15 protein-coding genes are annotated in these 17,121 nt (G+C 50.2%); 11 read left to right on the top strand and 4 right to left on the bottom strand.

All coding sequences use genetic code 11. The annotated features are described in order from the left end of the window. Positions 1 to 53 precede the first annotated feature (53 nt). Both IDSA_RS10970 and IDSA_RS12300 read right to left on the bottom strand, forming a co-directional pair. Complete coding sequence (locus tag IDSA_RS10970) at positions 54 to 1,256, bottom strand: hypothetical protein (RefSeq protein ID WP_034776947.1); 1,203 nt, start codon at positions 1,254 to 1,256, stop codon at positions 54 to 56. 191 nt (positions 1,257 to 1,447) lie between these two features. Next, the gene (locus IDSA_RS12300) at positions 1,448 to 1,651 is read right to left on the bottom strand and encodes a helix-turn-helix transcriptional regulator (RefSeq protein WP_084694121.1); all 204 of its coding nucleotides are present in this window, start codon (positions 1,649 to 1,651) and stop codon (positions 1,448 to 1,450) included. Between the two features lie 391 nt (positions 1,652 to 2,042). On the opposite strand from IDSA_RS12300, the gene IDSA_RS10965 reads away from it, so the two are divergent. Both IDSA_RS10965 and IDSA_RS10960 read left to right on the top strand, forming a co-directional pair. Beyond that, the gene (locus tag IDSA_RS10965; RefSeq protein WP_034776945.1) at positions 2,043 to 2,687 is read left to right on the top strand and encodes a hypothetical protein; all 645 of its coding nucleotides are present in this window, start codon (positions 2,043 to 2,045) and stop codon (positions 2,685 to 2,687) included. Positions 2,688 to 2,804: 117 nt separating this feature from the next. Further along, positions 2,805 to 3,008: a hypothetical protein gene (locus IDSA_RS10960; RefSeq protein ID WP_034776943.1), complete on the top strand. Its 204-nt coding sequence runs from the start codon at positions 2,805 to 2,807 to the stop codon at positions 3,006 to 3,008. 331 nt (positions 3,009 to 3,339) lie between these two features. Here IDSA_RS10960 and IDSA_RS10955 read toward each other — a convergent pair whose 3' ends face one another. Beyond that, entirely contained in the window at positions 3,340 to 4,353 is a 1,014-nt protein-coding gene (locus tag IDSA_RS10955) for a hypothetical protein (protein ID WP_034776941.1), read from the bottom strand. 42 nt (positions 4,354 to 4,395) lie between these two features. On the opposite strand from IDSA_RS10955, the gene IDSA_RS12135 reads away from it, so the two are divergent. The 5 genes from IDSA_RS12135 (at position 4,396) to IDSA_RS10930 (ending at position 9,711) form a co-directional block, all read left to right on the top strand. Then, positions 4,396 to 4,620 (top strand): hypothetical protein, encoded by a 225-nt coding sequence (locus tag IDSA_RS12135; protein WP_034776939.1) that lies wholly within the window; start codon positions 4,396 to 4,398, stop codon positions 4,618 to 4,620. Between the two features lie 401 nt (positions 4,621 to 5,021). Continuing rightward, positions 5,022 to 6,071: an NAD(P)-dependent alcohol dehydrogenase gene (locus IDSA_RS10945; protein WP_034776937.1), complete on the top strand. Its 1,050-nt coding sequence runs from the start codon at positions 5,022 to 5,024 to the stop codon at positions 6,069 to 6,071. Between the two features lie 139 nt (positions 6,072 to 6,210). Further along, positions 6,211 to 6,636 (top strand): CBS domain-containing protein, encoded by a 426-nt coding sequence (locus tag IDSA_RS10940; protein WP_034776935.1) that lies wholly within the window; start codon positions 6,211 to 6,213, stop codon positions 6,634 to 6,636. A 144-nt stretch (positions 6,637 to 6,780) separates the two neighbouring features. Then, positions 6,781 to 8,907, top strand: coding sequence for a sensor domain-containing diguanylate cyclase (locus IDSA_RS10935; protein WP_034776933.1), 2,127 nt, complete (start codon positions 6,781 to 6,783; stop codon positions 8,905 to 8,907). Positions 8,908 to 8,919: 12 nt separating this feature from the next. Further along, complete coding sequence (locus IDSA_RS10930) at positions 8,920 to 9,711, top strand: SDR family oxidoreductase (protein ID WP_034776931.1); 792 nt, start codon at positions 8,920 to 8,922, stop codon at positions 9,709 to 9,711. Here IDSA_RS10930 and IDSA_RS10925 read toward each other — a convergent pair. After that, positions 9,693 to 11,006, bottom strand: coding sequence for a M24 family metallopeptidase (locus tag IDSA_RS10925; RefSeq protein WP_034776929.1), 1,314 nt, complete (start codon positions 11,004 to 11,006; stop codon positions 9,693 to 9,695). The genes IDSA_RS10930 and IDSA_RS10925 overlap by 19 nt on opposite strands. 106 nt (positions 11,007 to 11,112) lie before the next feature. Here IDSA_RS10925 and aceB point away from each other — a divergent pair, with 106 nt between their 5' ends. The 4 genes from aceB (at position 11,113) to IDSA_RS10905 (ending at position 17,119) form a co-directional block, all read left to right on the top strand. Then, on the top strand, positions 11,113 to 12,714 hold the full coding sequence (aceB, locus tag IDSA_RS10920; RefSeq protein ID WP_034776927.1) for a malate synthase A: 1,602 nt from the start codon (positions 11,113 to 11,115) through the stop codon (positions 12,712 to 12,714). Positions 12,715 to 12,759: 45 nt separating this feature from the next. Next, complete coding sequence (aceA, locus tag IDSA_RS10915; protein WP_232221303.1) at positions 12,760 to 14,097, top strand: isocitrate lyase; 1,338 nt, start codon at positions 12,760 to 12,762, stop codon at positions 14,095 to 14,097. Between the two features lie 148 nt (positions 14,098 to 14,245). Further along, positions 14,246 to 15,682 (top strand): sodium:proton antiporter NhaD, encoded by a 1,437-nt coding sequence (nhaD, locus tag IDSA_RS10910; RefSeq protein WP_415752602.1) that lies wholly within the window; start codon positions 14,246 to 14,248, stop codon positions 15,680 to 15,682. Positions 15,683 to 15,847: 165 nt separating this feature from the next. Further along, on the top strand, positions 15,848 to 17,119 hold the full coding sequence (locus tag IDSA_RS10905; protein ID WP_034776925.1) for an efflux RND transporter periplasmic adaptor subunit: 1,272 nt from the start codon (positions 15,848 to 15,850) through the stop codon (positions 17,117 to 17,119). The last annotated feature ends 2 nt before the right edge of the window (positions 17,120 to 17,121 follow it).

Here is a 17,121-nt window from a genome sequence, read left to right as displayed (position 1 = left end):
TTGTGAGGCACCCGGGTCGGATGCCCCACTTTTTTCTAGGACTCTGCTTCAGACTAAGGCTCTTCTCTCAAGTACTCTAGCTCCGGGCTAGTAAACAAGCGCTGAACGTTGCTCAACCCTTTAGAGTTTTGAACCAAAGCAGAGATCATGGCGTCTTGGTCTCCAGTCTCCCAGTCATTACGAACCTTACTAACTAAGCAGTCAATAAGCCCTTTCCTGGCGAAGTAAAAATCCTCAAAAGACATGCCGGGGATTTTGTCACCGCTGTTAGTCAGTACTCGAGAGGGTTGTCCTCCGGGTAAAGTTCGCTTTCCTAAATCTTTAGAAAGGTAGTCCGCAGCCCCAACCGTTAGCGATGTTCTTTGACGCACCTGCGTCCATAAGACATCTCGACCGTATTCTTCGAACGCTTGCATCAACTCATATAGAGCCGGCTGCCTGTAGCTCTCGTGGGACGTCTTAATCATAACGCTGTTAGGATTAGACGTTCCAAGCTTCCGGAGACTCTTCCGCAGCGCGGTCTCATCTTGGCGCTCGAAAAGAACAAAACCATGTAGATGAATCCCCCGCTCTCCGGCTATCTCAAATACAAATGCACGATTGGGAGTATTAGCCGGCAGAAAGGCATCGAGACGATACCTTAAAGCATCCTTTACCGGCACCACCGATTTCTGCTCATAAATCTTATCTATATATTTCTCGTTTAGATTTATCGTGACTGAACCAAGCATTAAGCCTTTGTCCATGGCTACCCCATACATTTGACTGAAACATGCCCGAAGCTTTTCGTTACGATAACGGCCGTCTTCACCCTTAATCGGCTGATTAACGGCTGCAGGCCCTGCTGGCGCTAGCTCCACACAGTTGTTGAGCCGGGCTTTAATCTCATTGTGATAAGCTAATTTCCAGAGCTCTCCGTAAACAACCTCAACTTCCGCTTTAACGATCGCGTGTTCAAGACGTTCAAATAAAATGCTTCTGTCTATCGTAATTTCCTGAGCTAAGGAATACTCATGGTTAAGCACCAACAGAAGGTCCATGTAGCTGAGAGTGTTTTTTTCCAACAACTTGGACTTAACAGCCTCATTGTTTTTGTGCCAGGAGAGCACGAGGTTGTACGCTAACCGGTCTCTTTTGCTCCGGATTTTATTCAGGTGCTGCTCAATAATAGGTGCTGGTTGCAGCTCTTTTCTGGATGTGACGCCTCGAGTGTTTTGACGTGATTTAACTGAGGCGATTAGGTTGTCAATGCTCATATTACTACTTTCCGTTTGTATAAGTGCGCCAGCTCAATTCTTACCCCTTAAGGCTTAATAACAGGTTAATAAGGGATATACTGGTTAACACGTGAATTTACTAAGGATCCGAAGCAAATCGGACCCACGAATATCAAGGGCTCCCGGCAATTTGGTATGTAAACGAGTACATACCAAAATTTCCGTACTTTTTAGGAGTCACAAAAATCAGAAAAACCTGTCGCACGAGGCCTTGATTCGAGCCATTCGTCTATCTCGCTCTGCAGCCATCCGACACACCTTGACGATATAACTCTGGGCGCGGGTATTTCGTTATTTACCCTAAGTTTGTGAAGCGTGCTTCGGCTGATACCCAACATTTTTACAAGCTGTGGCTGCAGTATTACTTGATTCATATAATGTCTCCTTGTGAGTGAATTAATTTGTCGACGGGAGGGAGACTACACCGGCATCGAAGACATTTGGGTAAGTCACCCAAGAAGCCCCGAGAAACACCTACTAACCCCATACGATCCCATAAGATCCCAAATTCCAAACTATCTCATATGCTTAAAAACCTTTACCGATAGGGGTTTCGAAGACCAGAGCGCAAAGCACCGGAGGGTTTAGAGCTATGAAAGCACAGTTGCGTTAGCGGAGTGAGTGGTATACTTTGAAAAAATGTTGAAGAGACTCGTGCTGGCTATAAGTGACTATTAACGACTGCTTTTGACAAAAAATAGTTATTAGAGCTTGCTAAGCGTCGCCTTCGAATTTGGACTGCTAATATTGCTGGGCGATACAGGTATGAATGTTGAGAACGCACTTCAAGCGTTACGTGAATTCGAAGGAGAGTCGTTAACCTCGAGTCTTTCGGAAATAGAGCGAAATATTCTGGGACTAGGTGTAGAGGGCATAGATGGGTTCTGCGCTGCAAGAGGCATTGACGGTGCGCTGATAAATTCCGCTCTGCTGGTTAAGCGTGTGGTCGGGCAAATTAACGTCATCATGCATGCTGCTGGGATTCTTTGCTCTCTTTCAGAGCTTCTTGAACCTGGAGAAAAAGTCGAAAGCGTTTCTTTAGGGGCGGGTAATACTGGCAGGCAATTTGATCTTGAGACAAATATGCGTATTGCCGAATATAAGTTTATTGACTGGCGAGGTGGGGCTGACACTGTTAGACAGAATGGCATATTCAAGGACTTTTATGAGTTGGCCGAGCACGAAACCCACAAAAGAAAATATCTCTACGTTGTGGGCACGGAGTACCCCCTTAAGTTTTTAACTGGGGGCCGAGCACTTAGTAGCGTTCTCAGCCGGCGTCCAAATATCATGTCACAAATTCGAGCGAAATACGGTAAAGGTATTACCCGTGTCCGGGACTATTATGAGATTAAAAAGGATGAAGTATTAATCTGCGACGTATCGCCATACATCGGTAGAGCTGGCTGATTAATCGGTCAGGCCGTCAGGGCGAAAAAGTCTGTCTGTCTGTCAGGTAATGCCAAAGCAAGAGAGTGGTAAGGGCTACTATAGAAATTTCATGGTATTTTCAAAGGAGAAAACATAATGAGCGATAACCCAGCGAACGTGTATAGCTATTGCGGAGCTTTATCGGACAATAACGGTGCTACTGCAGCCGCAATTGATATTTTGAATCATGCCTGTGCTGCGGCACATGATTCGAGATCAAAACAGAGTCTTCTGGAATGGGCTTCTCGAGGTGATAACTTGAAGAACTTGCGGGATAAAATAAAAGAAGCAGCCTCTTAAATTTAGCTAGTCTGAGGTAAAAATGGATGACCAGCAACGCCGGATCCCTCTAACTAATGGCCGGCGCTATGCTTTGTCCCTAGCATAATTGAGAAATAAGCCCCCAGCTGATAGCCTCTCATGCTTACTAAACCGTATCCGAGAGTAACGGCATTCGGTTGCTTTTTTCTATACGCGGTCGAGGCGGTGTATCTGTAGTATTTAACCACTAAAAGCAAACAACCTACGGTATAGGTGGTCCACGATAAACTTTTTTACGTCTCTGCTTCCGGTGCGCGTGTCGATCTGCTCGGAAAAATGCTGGTAACTGAGCTGGCCTTTACGGTGCATCTCACTTACCAAAGACGTGAGCTCTGGACTCGTGGGTAGTTTTTTTTTGTTTCACGATAGATTTTGTGAAAGCCCAAGCGATTTGGTCAGAAACAATGGCTCTGATTTTAAGTCTTTCATATATAGTTGCGGCAACAGCGAAGTCATCTTCATCGAACGCAAGATACTGCATGTCCTCCGAAAAAAAGTTCTGTTCTTTTTCCAAAAAACCTTCCTTTAACTCATCCCTAAGTTTTGAGGCCTGGTTTTTATCGACGTTTCTCGCGACAAATTTATATAAGGCTGCTGGAAGCCCCTCAAGATGTTGGCGAAGATCTATATGCTCATGAAGCTCATTGGCTGTGATCTGGTCAGTTTTTATATACATAAACTCGTCGTCCGAGCTTAGCTCCAACACCAGATCCGTGCTCAGGCCAAATAGAAACAAAAGAAGCTGTGCAGCATTAAATTTTACGTCTTTCGGTGTCAGCGGATGAAGCGGCTCAATTAACCATTCATTTAGCTGTACATCCCGATCTATCTTGGATCGGATATTTAGGTGAGAGGCTTCATATTCTGACTGAGCGTAAGTGTCTGGTTCGCCTTGGTCTTTCCCCGTATGAACGATAAATCCGAGGGTGTATTCGGAATAAAATACTCGTTTACATAGTGAAGCGGGAAGACGCACTGTTATCGGTCCGGTCAAGTGGTAAGCGATATCTCTTGTGAGCCTTTCCGCATTCGCTGAATGATGCCTAAATAATCTTGAAAGGCAGAATAATTTTGTTGCTGGTGTCGCGGTAGATTGAGCCATAGTATTTTTGAAGATCGATTTTAAAACGCGAGATTCTAGCACAAAAAATCTAGCCGCTTTAGCCTCGTAATTTGCACAGGTTTCGCCCAGATCCTGCACAGATCGGAAATGCTTAAAAATTGAACTGAATGAAGGGATTTTGAACAAAACCCGTACAAAAATGGACATTTTTTTGATATTCTCATTGAGAATCTCTATAAGAAGCAAAGCACCAATTTGCACAGATTTTAGCTATCCGTTTTTTTGCTTCAGGGAAGGATAAACATGAACTATCAAACATACATTCAGGAACACGGTGACGACGGGTTGATTGAGCTGCCGGAGGACGAACTCCGCCGATTGGGATGGGAGCCGGGAACTAATTTGTTGCTGGAACTGGTAGACGGGCAAATTTTTGTTTCTGAAGCGCCAGCTCAAACATTTGGTGAGCGCTTCATATCGAAAGCGAAACGGATCTTGTCCCCGCTAAACAGATCGCTTAGAAAATGATGCTGAATCCGATCTTAGGATTTCTGATTGCAGCACCTTAGCTTAACTATTGCGACCTTACACGCATTGCCCCTGAGCACTAGTTTAGCGCAAAGGGGAACAACTACTATCTCAAACACCGGTAACCCCAAGCTAATGACACACTGGTTGAAACACCGGCCTAATAACGAAATCAAAAAAACCTAATAATTCATAAGCTTTAACGCGTAAATAGACTCCGCCTCTGGCACCATTATTGAGAAAGCCTCGCTAGCAATAGCGGGGCTTTTTTCATTTCCGCCTTACCATGATTCACCACATCAATTGCCTCTATCGGGAAAACCATTAAGCAGATTTCGCATGGCAAGCTAGACTTACTGAAAATCTGACCGAAGGTCTTTGAATTCAGTAAAGGAGAGTTTATGAAAACCGTAGGATATGCAGCGCATTCAGCACAGGATGACTTAGCGCCGTTCCATTTCGAGCGCCGCGATTTGCGCGACAATGACGTTGCAATTGAGATTCTGTACACCGGCATCTGTCACTCCGATCTCCACCAGCTACATAATGACTGGGGCATGAGTCAATATCCGATGGTCCCCGGACATGAGATTGTCGGCAAGGTCATTGATGTCGGCAAAGATGTCAAAAACTATAAAGTTGGCGACAATGTCGCGGTTGGTTGCATGGTCGACAGCTGCCAGCAATGTGATCAGTGTGAACATGGTGACGAACAGTTCTGCCGCGAAGGCATGACGCAAACCTATAACAGCCCCGATCGTATCAACGGTAATATCACTTATGGCGGCTACTCAAAGCATATAGTGGTACGCGAAGAGTTTGTGCTGTCGGTGTCCGATAAGTTAGATATGAAACGCGCCGCGCCTATCCTCTGTGCCGGTATTACTACCTTCGCACCCTTGCGTGATTTTGAAGTAGAGGAAGGCACGCGGGTTGGCGTGATTGGCCTTGGCGGGCTTGGCCATATGGCGGTTAAATTAGCGAAAGCCATGGGCGCTGAGGTTACAGTGCTCACGCACTCAAAAGGCAAGATCGACGCGGCCAACAAGTTAGGTGCGGATAAGGTACTCCTTTCTACCGACGAAGAGCAGATGGAAGATGCCGCCAACAGTCTCGATCTGATTATTAATACGGTGCCGGTCAAACATGATCTCAACCCTTATATGCCGCTACTGGATATTGGCGGCAACCTGGTTATTGTCGGCCAGGTCGGCCCAGTAAACGAACTGAACACCATGCCTATGGTATTTGGTAATCGTGGCGTTTCTGGCTCATTAATTGGTGGCATTCCAAGAACCCAGGAAGTGCTCGATTTCTGTGCTGAGCATGATATTCATCCGGAGTGCGAAATGATTCGTATGGATCAGATAAACGATGCTTTAAAGCGCCTCGAGAAAGGCGAAGTGGCGCACCGGATTGTGATTGATATGGCGACGCTCGAGGCTGCTTAACCAAACGCCGTGCTGCGGATGTTGATTTGATATTTCCGGGTCTGACTACTAGGCTTATTAGTACACGCAGACTATTGCTGGTCGTCGGAGGATAGCTTTCCGGCGGGTTTTAATTCGTAGCATAGAAAGGAGGCGTATCATGCAAGTCAGAGAAGTTATGACAACTCAACCGGTGTACCTGAAAGAAAACGCGACTATTCGCGAAGTAGCGCAAGCAATGCGTAATAACGATACCGGCTTTGAGCCACTGACGGATAAAAAGAAAGTCATTGGCGTGTTAACCGACCGAGATATCGTTGTGCGGGCGCTTGCTCAGGGTAAAAATCCGGACGATCTTGCCCGTAGCATCGCGACTGAAAAGGTACTTTATACCTATCAGGACGTCGAAATCGAAGATGTTGTTCAGAATATGAAAGAACAGAAGGTTCAGCGCCTGTTAGTTCTGAACAATAAAACCGATAAAGATTTAGTCGGAATTGTCTCGCTCGGCGACATTGCCGATAAGTGTAAAGACCCCGAGCTGGCCAAGAAAGTCGCTAACGCGGCCGGCCATTATGAGAGTTGAATCAGCATTGCCTTTACAGAGCCCCGGCATCTTCACGATGCCGGGGCTTTTTATTTTGAAACGCACTTGATGAACTAGTGTTTCGTTAAAATATTGTGCTAATATGTTTTTCATATTATTACACTAACAATAAGAAGCAGCACCTTGCAGCAGACGGCTATTTCCTGGAGTAAAGTCATTCTGACTGGTATCGCTTTCGGCATACCGGCTGCCATAGCTAATTTCTACCTCTCTTTTACGCTTTACGGAAATGTGGCCCTGTATATGGGGCAATTTTTCGTTATTCTCTGCCTGGTCTGGCGCGGCCTGGCCCCGGCGATAGTAGCCGCACTAATATCCTGTACCGCGCTTTACATTTACACCGATAATTATTCGTTCTATATCCTGCTGATCTTAGAGCTGCTAGCGCTCTACTGGCTGTTCAGGAAAGGCATTGTTCTGCTTCTTGGTGATTTAATTTACTGGCTGCTGCTAGGGGGGCCGATAGCGCTTTTCTATCTGTCCCAGGCCTTAGTGCTACCAACTGATTTTCTATTGCTTGTTTATGTGAAACTGCTGCTAAATGGTCTGCTTTATACCTCGCTGGCTGTTTGCGTACTTACTTTTATACCGAAGCAATGGTTGCGATTGCAGCTCTCTTCAGCATCGCGGCGGTTGTCCGGGCGGATCTTTTATTTCTCAATGATCTGTGCCGTGATTCCGTCACTACTGATCGGGCTTATTTTTACAGCGCGCATGACGGATCAGATTGAAAACCATATTAAGTCTGATCTCATGACTAAATCCGAGCGCATTAATCTGGCGACCCAGGACTTCGTCGAACACTATCAAAGTGCTTTAGCGAGCCTGGCTCGCTCTTTCGAGCAGGTGCAGACTGACAGTGCCCGGCAAGAGTTAGTCCGTACCATCTACGAAAACTATCCCGGATTCATTACTATGCTCTATACCGATGCTGAAGGTATGCTTCAGTTCGGCCACCCGGATTCGGTATTCACCGTAATCGAAGATGTCCCCCACGACGAACGTTCCGTAGCTGACCGTGATTACTTTGCAATTCCCAAAAGCACCGGTCAAAGATCTTATGTATCGCCGGCATTCAAAGGCCGCGGCTTCGGCGAACATCCAATAGTCGCTGTAAGTTCGCCCTGGTACCTTAGCGGTGAGTTCCAGGGGGTAGTAGAAGCCTCTCTCGATTTATACCAGTTTGCGGAATTCGCCGACCGGATCGATCTGGATGATAGCTCCCAGTTCGTGGTTATTACCGATGCAAACCAGGATATTATTTTTGCCTCCCCCGAGCTTAATCTTGAGCCGCTAAGCGAGTATGACCCTTTACCCCGGCTGAATGTCTATACCGGCGAGCTGCCACTCACCCGACAGTCCGGGCAGGATTTCCTATTTGCCTACCATGTTAACGAGTTAGGCTGGCGAACCTACGTATTATCCAGTCCCAGCACCATTACCGCCTTGTTTACCAGCAATATGATTATCCTGCTGACGGGACTACTCGCTGTTGGCGTTTTATTCCTGGTCATTGCTCAACGCTTTGCCAAGAATATAACCCGTCCGTTAGAGGCGTTATCGCTGCAATTGGGTAAGCGTCCGGATGAGGTCGTTGAGCCAAAAACCGAAGACATGACCGACGAAGTCCAGGTTATTGCCTTCCAGCTGATGGAAGCCCGAAACCTGATGGTCAGCTTTAATCAGGAGCTAAAAACTCAGGTTGAAGAGAAAACCAGAGCGCTGGAAGCAATGAACGTCAAGCTTGAACAGCTGGCGCGCGAAGATGGTCTGACGCAACTACTCAACCGGCGCAGTTTCGATGAGCAGGCGAAGAAAGTCTATCTGAATTGCCAGCGTCATAAGATTCCGGTCACGATGCTGCTGATGGATATCGATTATTTTAAGTCAATTAATGACAATTTCGGCCACCCGGTGGGTGACCGCTGTATCATTGGCGTCGCCAATCTGCTTAAACAACACTTCAAGCGCGACAGTGATTTAGTTGCCCGTTATGGTGGCGAAGAATTCGCTGTATTACTGACCGGTCAGACCGATAACCTGAATGATCGCATTGACCAGTTCCGCAAAGAACTCAAATCATGTTGTCGGATCGATGATCGAATTATTCCGATGACCGTAAGTATTGGCTGTATTAGCGTGCAGAATGATTTTGAGTTAGCTTATCTGCAGTTAATCTCCAGGGCTGATCAGCTGCTCTATATGAGTAAAAACGCTGGCCGTGATCAGATCCAATTCGACATCATTTAAGAGAATAAGCCAATGCAATCAAAGCGTATATTTATTACCGGTGGTGCCAGCGGACTTGGCTTCGCGCTGGCACAACGATGCGCCAGCGCCGGCTGGCAGGTTTGCATTGGCGATCGCGATCAGGAGCGCGGTGAAGCGGTAATCGGCAGCCTGACAAAACTACAAGAAGATGCTTTTTTTATGCCCTGCGATGTCACCCGCATCAGCGATATCGAAGCGGTCGCAACTGAGCTTCAGCAGCGCTGGGACGGCGTCGATGTAGTGGTTAACAACGCCGGTGTGGCTCAGGTGGGTCAGCTCACTGACACCAGTATTGGCGACTGGCAGTGGATTCTGGATATCAACTTACTGGGCGTGGTTCGTGGTTGTAAGGCATTTACGCCCTTGTTCCAGAGCCAGGGTCACGGCCACTTTGTGAACGTGGCGTCCATGGCAGGCCTGCTCGATGTGCCTAATATGAGCGCTTATAATGCGTCGAAGGCGGCGGTGGTGAGTCTGTCGGAAACCTTAGAAAATGAACTCGCGAAAGACAATATTTATGTGACTGTGGTTTGTCCGTCGTTCTTCAAGACCAACCTCGGCCAGGGCATGCGCTCCACCATCGAAGGGATGCAGGATAAACTGGAACGCCTGATGACCAGCAGCAAGCTGAATGCCGCTGACGTGGCCGAAACCATTTTCGCCGCCATTAAGAGTAAGCGCTCACATGTACTGCCACACCGCGAAGGCCGTATAGCCTGGTACTTTAAGCGCCTGCTCTCACGCAAGCTTTACCGTCGGGTCGTTCACTCCCGGATTAAGTGAAACTCTTGCTGACGGCCGTGCAGGTAATCCACCTGCTTGCCGTCGAAAATAGTGTCTTCTTCCAGCATAATCATTACATCCTGTTGCCAGTCATCGCTGAAGGTGCGGTTATTCAGCTCAATCGAATAAGCGGTGTTCGCGTACATGGGGTAATCCCCGGTTACCGGGATGGCCTGCTGCTTATCCCACATGCCGATAGTTGGCCCCGAGCCATGCCCATAATAGCCAATAGGATGGGTATAAATTGAAGGCTGCAGGCCTGCCGCTTTGGCCTTTTCAAGTGCCGCCAGGAAGATTTCATTTCCGGTTCTGCCTACCGCAAACTCATCTGTCAGATAGTCCTGAACCCGGTTGCCGTTGCTCAGTGCCTGTTGCAGTGAAGCCGGTGCTGCCTGTTCGCCCTGCCGCAATACATAAGCATGCTGCTGGGTATCGGTGTTCAGCCGCAGATAGGTAATACCTAAATCGACATGTAGCAAATCACCAGGCTGCACAATCGCATCGGCCATGCGGGAGTTAGCTTCACCCTTGCGTTGCAACGTGACTGTGGGAGGAAACCAGGCACTCAGCTTCAGCTCAGCAATACGCTCCTGCATCCACCATTCAATATCCGTAGTGGTAGTTATCCCGGGTGTGACCACCGCATCCGAAAAGCCATCAGCAATAATTTGCTGGGCGATACCAACGGCATTACGGTAATGAGGGATTTCGCCCGGGATCCGCGTTTCCAGCCAGCGAATCGCCAGTTTTTCGGCACTGACCACCCGCTGCTGCATAGCTGCAGGCAGATTTTGCATCAGTTGCTCTTTGTCGGTCGCCACCAGGCCATCAGCCTGGGCAAAATAATCAGACTGATTAATACCTATGCGCTGCGGATTGCGCTCATTAATGATAGCCGCCAGCCGCTGCCACTGATCGGGCTGCTGCTCCGGATCCCAGGCTTTCTTAAATATATCGCCGACATCATAACGGGCTACCGCAAGCGCTTCGACGCCACGGTCTGTACCGTCCACAATTCCCCGGTCAAACAACACCAGTATGGTCCGCCGGCGCGCCGAGAACCAATCGCTCGGCAACATAGTGCGCAGCACCGGATCTTCGTTGTACTCACGACTAATCAATACCCACATATCGATATCGGTATCGCGCATGAGTTGCGGCAGCAGGTTATTGATGCGCTCCTGCAGGATTTCATCAACAACTTCGGCCCGTTCCGCTAAGGGTAATGGTTCGGCAACCGCCGGTGTGACAGTCGCTAGCAGGCTCAACAGAAAAATCACTCGTAATGCGCTCATGGTATAACCTTGATGAATGATAAGAATATAAATAATAAATTAACAGAATGGACGCGATCAGGCCTAGTCTGTTTTTATTAACACACGAACAACAAATGGACAGGTTATGACCACTTCTAAATTCGTCAATGGACTCACTATGCCCAACCCGGACCGGCTGACACAAGAACTATTTACTGTGCCCGCCCAGGAGTTCCTGGTCACCCTGGTGCGCCGGTTCCGGCCACAGCTGCAACAACTACTCACCGATCGCGGCGAACGTCAGGCTGCTATTGATGCGGGCGCATTGCCAGATTTTGATCCTGCCACCAGCACCATTCGTGAATCAGACTGGCAGATTGCGCCATTGCCACATGATTTAACCCGTCGGCGGCTGGAAATTACCGGTCCGGTGGATCGTAAAATGGTTATTAACGCGCTCAACGCCAATGTTGACTGCTACATGGCTGATTTCGAAGATTCCCAATCACCGACCTGGGAAGGCCTGATAAATGGCCAGAGAAACCTGCGGGACGCTAATGACAACGCCGGCGCCAACATGGACTACACCGATCCCGACAGCGGCAAATACTACAAAGTGGAAAGCGATCCCGCTTTGCTTATCGCCCGGGTGCGCGGCCTGCATCTTCCGGAAAAGCATATTCTCGTCGATGGCGAGCTCATCCCCGGCGCCCTGCTTGATTTTGCCCTTTATTTTTATCTCAACTATCAACAGCGGCTGAGCCGGAAAACCGGGGTCTACTACTACCTGCCAAAACTCGAACATCACGCCGAGGCAAAATGGTGGGCAGATGTATGCACCTTCACCGAAGATTACTTCGGGCTACCGCGCAGTACCATTCGGGCCACCGTGCTTATCGAAACCCTGCCGGCGGTGTTTCAGATGCATGAAATTTTGCATGCTCTGCGCCAGCATATAGCAGCACTGAACTGCGGTCGCTGGGACTATATTTTCAGCTACATCAAGACCCTTAAGAATCATCCGGATCGGGTGCTGCCTGATCGCCAGGTGGTGACCATGGATAAAGGTTTTCTGAACGCCTATTCACGCCTGTTGGTAAAAACCTGCCACCGCCGCGGCGCACTGGCTATGGGCGGTATGGCCGCCTTTATCCCGAGCAAAGACCCTGAAGAAAATCGCCGTATTCTGGCGAAAGTCCGCGCCGATAAAGAACTTGAACGCGCCAACGGCCACGATGGCACCTGGATAGCCCATCCAGGGCTGGCTGCGACGGTGCGGGAAGTATTTGTCGACGGCCTGCAAGGTGACAATCAGCTGCATGAGTTACGCGAACAGGACGCCCCAATCACCGCCAGCGACCTGCTGGAGCCCTGCCCCGGCCCCCGCACCGAAGCCGGTATGCGCACCAATATCCGGGTGGCGCTGCAATACCTGGCCGCCTGGATTTCCGGCAAGGGCTGTGTGCCTATTTATGGCCTGATGGAGGATGCAGCAACGGCGGAAATCTCCCGCACCTCTATCTGGCAGTGGATTAAGCATCAGAAGACGCTGGACAACGGCGCTGTGGTGACCAAAGAGCTGTTCCGCCACTATCTGCAGGACGAAGTCACAGTGGTGCGCGCCGAAGTCGGTGAACAGCGCTGGCAGGCCGAACAGTTCGAAACTGCGGCTGATCTGCTGGAGCAAATCACCACCGCTGACGACCTAATCGAATTCATAACTCTACCCGGCTACGACCTGCTGTAGTAGCCATACCGAATGTAGCTCTACCTAACTAACAGGACCATACCCATGACAACTATATCGATTACCCAGGCCGAAGCGGCACAGAAGCTTCAGAACGACTGGCAGCAGAACCCTCGCTGGGCTGGCGTTGAACGAACCTATTCCGCGCTTGATGTGGTGAAACTGCGAGGCAGCCTGCAACCGGAAGCCACCTACGCCCGCCGCGGCGCTGAAAAAGTCTGGCGCTTACTGCACGGCGAGGCACGGAACAAGTTTGGTAAAGACTATGTCAACGCTCTTGGCGCGCTCACCGGTGGCCAGGCGGTACAGCAAGTTAAAGCCGGTCTGCAGGCTATTTATCTGTCAGGCTGGCAGGTCGCTGCAGACAATAACAGCGCCATGAGTATGTATCCCGATCAGTCCCTTTACCCGGTCGATTCGGTCCCTGCAGTGGTGCAACGGATCAACAGTTCTTTTGCCCGTGCCGATCAGATCCAGTGGTCAAAGGGCCTTACTCCGGATCAGGAAGGCTACATCGACTATTTCGCGCCCATTATTGCCGACGCGGAGGCTGGTTTTGGTGGCGTACTGAATGCCTATGAACTCATGCATAGCATGATTCGGGCTGGCGCTGCCGGCGTACATTTTGAAGATCAACTGGCGTCGGTGAAGAAATGTGGCCACATGGGCGGAAAGGTACTGGTGCCGACCCAGGAAGCCGTACAGAAACTCATTGCCGCGCGCCTGGCGGCCGATGTTGCCGGCGTACCGACCTTGATCCTGGCCCGCACCGATGCCAACGCTGCCGATTTATTAACCTCAGATGTCGATGCGAATGATTTGCCGTTCTGTACCGGCGAGCGCACCGCTGAAGGCTTCTATCGGGTCACTGCTGGTATTGAGCAGGCAATCTCCCGCGGCCTGGCTTACGCGCCCTATGCCGATCTGCTGTGGTGCGAAACGGCGAAGCCCGATCTTGATGAAGCGCGGCAGTTTGCCGAGGCGATTCATGCCAGATATCCCGGCAAACTGCTGGCTTATAACTGCTCACCTTCGTTTAACTGGAAGCGCAATCTTGATGACGCGACCATCGCTAAATTCCAGTCCGAACTGGCAGCTATGGGATATAAGTTCCAGTTCATCACCCTCGCTGGTGTGCATAACATGTGGTACCACATGTTTGAGCTGGCTCATGATTATGCCCGTAACGACATGTCAGCCTATGTGAAATTGCAGCAGCAGGAGTTTGCTGCCGCTGAGCGGGGCTATACCTTCGTGGCGCATCAGCAGGAAGTCGGCACAGGCTATTTTGACGATGTCACCAATGCCATTCAGGGTGGTGCGTCATCGGTTACCGCACTCACCGGCTCAACCGAAGAGCAACAATTTAAGCCCACGGCCTGATACCTCCGTAGGGATACCTCATCAAAACTGCTAAAAAGACCGTCAGGGATGGATCCCTGACGGTCTTTTTCATGCTAGTATTCGCGCGTTCTTAACAACTCCTCAACCTTTGTCGTTAACTTTTACTAATAACGGGGAATATCTGCGCATGTGGAAGCTGCTGCTGGTTCTGCCTGGTTTAATGCTCTTCTCTCCGGCCGCGTCTGCCGCTGCCGGTCCGCTTGATTTAACAACTGCTACTGTCGGTATTGTCGCCATTATTATCTTTACCATCGCCTACATGCTGGTGATGGCCGAAGAAAAGATCCATATGCGCAAGTCCAAGCCGGTACTGGTGGCTGCCGGCCTGATCTGGATGATGATTGGCTGGGTCTATATCGACCAGGGCCTGCCGACGCTTGCCGAAGATGCTTTCCGGCACAATCTGCTGGAGTTCGCTGAACTCATGCTATTCCTGCTGGTGGCCATGACCTACATCAACGCCCTGGAAGAACGCCGGCTATTTGACGCGCTACGCTCGTGGATGGTGCGCAAGGGCTTCAGTTATCGCCAGCTGTTCTGGCTGTCCGGCGGCCTTGCCTTTGTTATTTCGCCTATCGCGGATAACCTGACGACCGCGCTGCTGATGTGCGCTGTGGTGATGAAAGTAGCGGATGGTGACAAAAAGTTTATCAGCCTCTCCTGCGTAGGTATTGTGATCGCGGCTAACGCAGGCGGTGCCTTCAGCCCCTTCGGTGATATCACCACCCTGATGGTGTGGCAGGCCGGCATCGTGGAGTTCCAGGAGTTCCTGGTGCTGTTCGTACCTTCCTTGCTGAATTATCTGGTACCGGCCGTTATTATGAGCCTGTTTATCGAGAACCGGAAACCCAGCGCCGTGTATGAGCAGGTTGAACTCAAACGGGGTGCCTTGCGGATTACCTTTTTATTTCTGGCGACCATTGCCACTGCCGTTGCCTGTCATACCTTCCTGCATTTACCCCCGGTTCTGGGCATGATGATGGGCTTGGGGTATCTGCAGTTCTTTGGTTACTACCTGCGCATGACCCTGCCCGGCTCACTGGCCCGTAAGCGGGCGATGGCCGAGCGAGCCGGCGACATGGAGCGACTAAAACGGCTAGGTAGCGTAGTCCCCTTCGATGTGTTCAACCGGGTGCAGCGCGCGGAGTGGGATACCCTGTTATTTTTTTACGGTATCGTTATCTGCGTTGGTGGCCTCGGTTTTATGGGTTACCTGTCGTTACTGTCAGAGACGCTTTATACCGACTGGAGCCCTACGTACGCCAATATTGCATTGGGTCTGATGTCGGCGGTTATCGATAACATTCCTGTTATGTTTGCGGTGCTGTCGATGCAACCGGAAATGTCCCATGGCCAGTGGCTGTTGATTACGCTTACGGCCGGCACCGGTGGTAGCCTGCTATCAATCGGTTCGGCGGCCGGGGTTGCCTTAATGGGTCAGGCTCGCGGCTCCTACACCTTTGCCAGCCACCTGAAGTGGACGCCAGTCATTTTTCTTGGTTACGTGGCAGCGGTACTCTCTCATTTGTGGCTGAACGATGAGTTATTCCTGGTATTCGGTTAACCCGGTTTAGCTGAGGATAGCCGTTAATTGTAACGGCTATCCACATTCCAATACATTCCCTTACAAGTCTCCGGCTATTTCTTACAATTCCTCAGTAAACCTTTCAGCGTTCTCGCGCGACTATAACCAGCACAACAACTTCAATAAATAGCGAGATCCTAAACCGTGACTAAAATTGCTGACACCAGTGGTCAGGACGTGGTGCGTGAAGCACCGCGTCGTAGCTATTGGAAATTAATTGTAAGTGCCAGCGTGCTGGTCGTCCTTATCGCTGTGACGCTGCCAATCGTTAACCGCTGGGCGAAAGCCGAAGTATCCGTACCTCAGGATCGACTGCGCATCGCCACTGTGGTGCAAGGCGATCTGGTGCGTGATCTATCGATTCAGGGCCGCGTCATCGCAGCAATCAGCCCGACGTTATACAGTCCGGCTGAAGGTACCGTCACCTATCACGTCGATGCCGGCGATGAGGTTACACTCGGTCAGCTGCTGGTCAGTATCGACAGCCCTGAGCTACAGAGCCGGCTGGAACAGGAACAAGCTTCACTCGATAGTGCGGCGGTAGCGCTTGAGCGCCAGCACATTCAGACCCGTAAGGCGAAGCTTGAGACGCAACGTGACATCGACATGGCCAAAGTAACCTACGTTGCCGCCGAGCGCGAAAAACGCCGCGCTGATGATGCCTGGGCCGCTCAGGCAGTTAGCCAGATTGATTATGAAAAAGCCCAGGACGACCTCGAAACCGCGCGCCTCATCTATGACCACGCCGTAGCCGATGCTGAGCTTGAGGCGGATACCCAGGTGTTTGAACTGCAAACCCGTGAACTAGAGGTCAATCGGCAGCAGGCCCTGGTTGCAGACTTGCAGCGGCAGGTTGATGCGCTGAATATCCTGTCACCTGTCAACGGACTGGTTGGTAACCGGGAGCTTGACCAAAAGAACCAGGTGGCACGTAACCAGGCCGTCCTGAGTGTGGTCGATCTGAGCGCCTTCGAAGTAGAAATTGCCATCCCGGAAACTTATGCCGATGACCTCGCTATCGGTATGGCTGCAGAAATCAATTATTCCGGCCAGACCTATGCGGCGCAGCTGATCTCGATTTCACCGGAGATTCGCGACAATCAGGTGGTGGGTAACGTGCGCTTCACCGATGGCATGCCCCCGGCACTGCGGCAGAATCAGCGGTTGACGACCCGGGTCATTCTCGATCAAAAAAATAATGTCCTGTCCGTCAATCGCGGCCAGTTCCTGGAAAGCGGTGGCGGTCGTATCGCCTATGTAGTGCGTGACGGTATTGCTACACGAACCACCATTGAAACCGGCGTGACCAGTCTAAGCTCCGTTGAAATTCTCAGCGGCCTCACCGCCGGCGATCAAATTATTGTTTCTAATATCGAGCCTTTCGGCAATGCCGAGACGGTGCGTATAACTAACTAAAA

Source organism: Pseudidiomarina salinarum, assembly GCF_000753715.1.
Taxonomy (GTDB): Bacteria; Pseudomonadota; Gammaproteobacteria; order Enterobacterales; family Alteromonadaceae; genus Pseudidiomarina; species Pseudidiomarina salinarum.
This window is presented reverse-complemented; position numbering and strand designations above follow the sequence as displayed.

Excerpts from the sequence above, each read along its gene's own strand:
- IDSA_RS10925 (WP_034776929.1), bottom strand. The coding sequence starts at position 11,006 with ATGAGCGCATTACGAGTGATTTTTCTGTTGAGCCTGCTAGCGACTGTC.
- aceB (WP_034776927.1), top strand. The coding sequence starts at position 11,113 with ATGACCACTTCTAAATTCGTCAATGGACTCACTATGCCCAACCCGGAC.
- IDSA_RS12300 (WP_084694121.1), bottom strand. The coding sequence starts at position 1,651 with ATGAATCAAGTAATACTGCAGCCACAGCTTGTAAAAATGTTGGGTATC.
- aceA (WP_232221303.1), top strand. The coding sequence starts at position 12,760 with ATGACAACTATATCGATTACCCAGGCCGAAGCGGCACAGAAGCTTCAG.
- IDSA_RS12135 (WP_034776939.1), top strand. The coding sequence starts at position 4,396 with ATGAACTATCAAACATACATTCAGGAACACGGTGACGACGGGTTGATT.
- IDSA_RS10945 (WP_034776937.1), top strand. The coding sequence starts at position 5,022 with ATGAAAACCGTAGGATATGCAGCGCATTCAGCACAGGATGACTTAGCG.
- IDSA_RS10970 (WP_034776947.1), bottom strand. The coding sequence starts at position 1,256 with ATGAGCATTGACAACCTAATCGCCTCAGTTAAATCACGTCAAAACACT.
- IDSA_RS10930 (WP_034776931.1), top strand. The coding sequence starts at position 8,920 with ATGCAATCAAAGCGTATATTTATTACCGGTGGTGCCAGCGGACTTGGC.
- IDSA_RS10940 (WP_034776935.1), top strand. The coding sequence starts at position 6,211 with ATGCAAGTCAGAGAAGTTATGACAACTCAACCGGTGTACCTGAAAGAA.
- IDSA_RS10965 (WP_034776945.1), top strand. The coding sequence starts at position 2,043 with ATGAATGTTGAGAACGCACTTCAAGCGTTACGTGAATTCGAAGGAGAG.
- nhaD (WP_415752602.1), top strand. The coding sequence starts at position 14,246 with ATGTGGAAGCTGCTGCTGGTTCTGCCTGGTTTAATGCTCTTCTCTCCG.
- IDSA_RS10960 (WP_034776943.1), top strand. The coding sequence starts at position 2,805 with ATGAGCGATAACCCAGCGAACGTGTATAGCTATTGCGGAGCTTTATCG.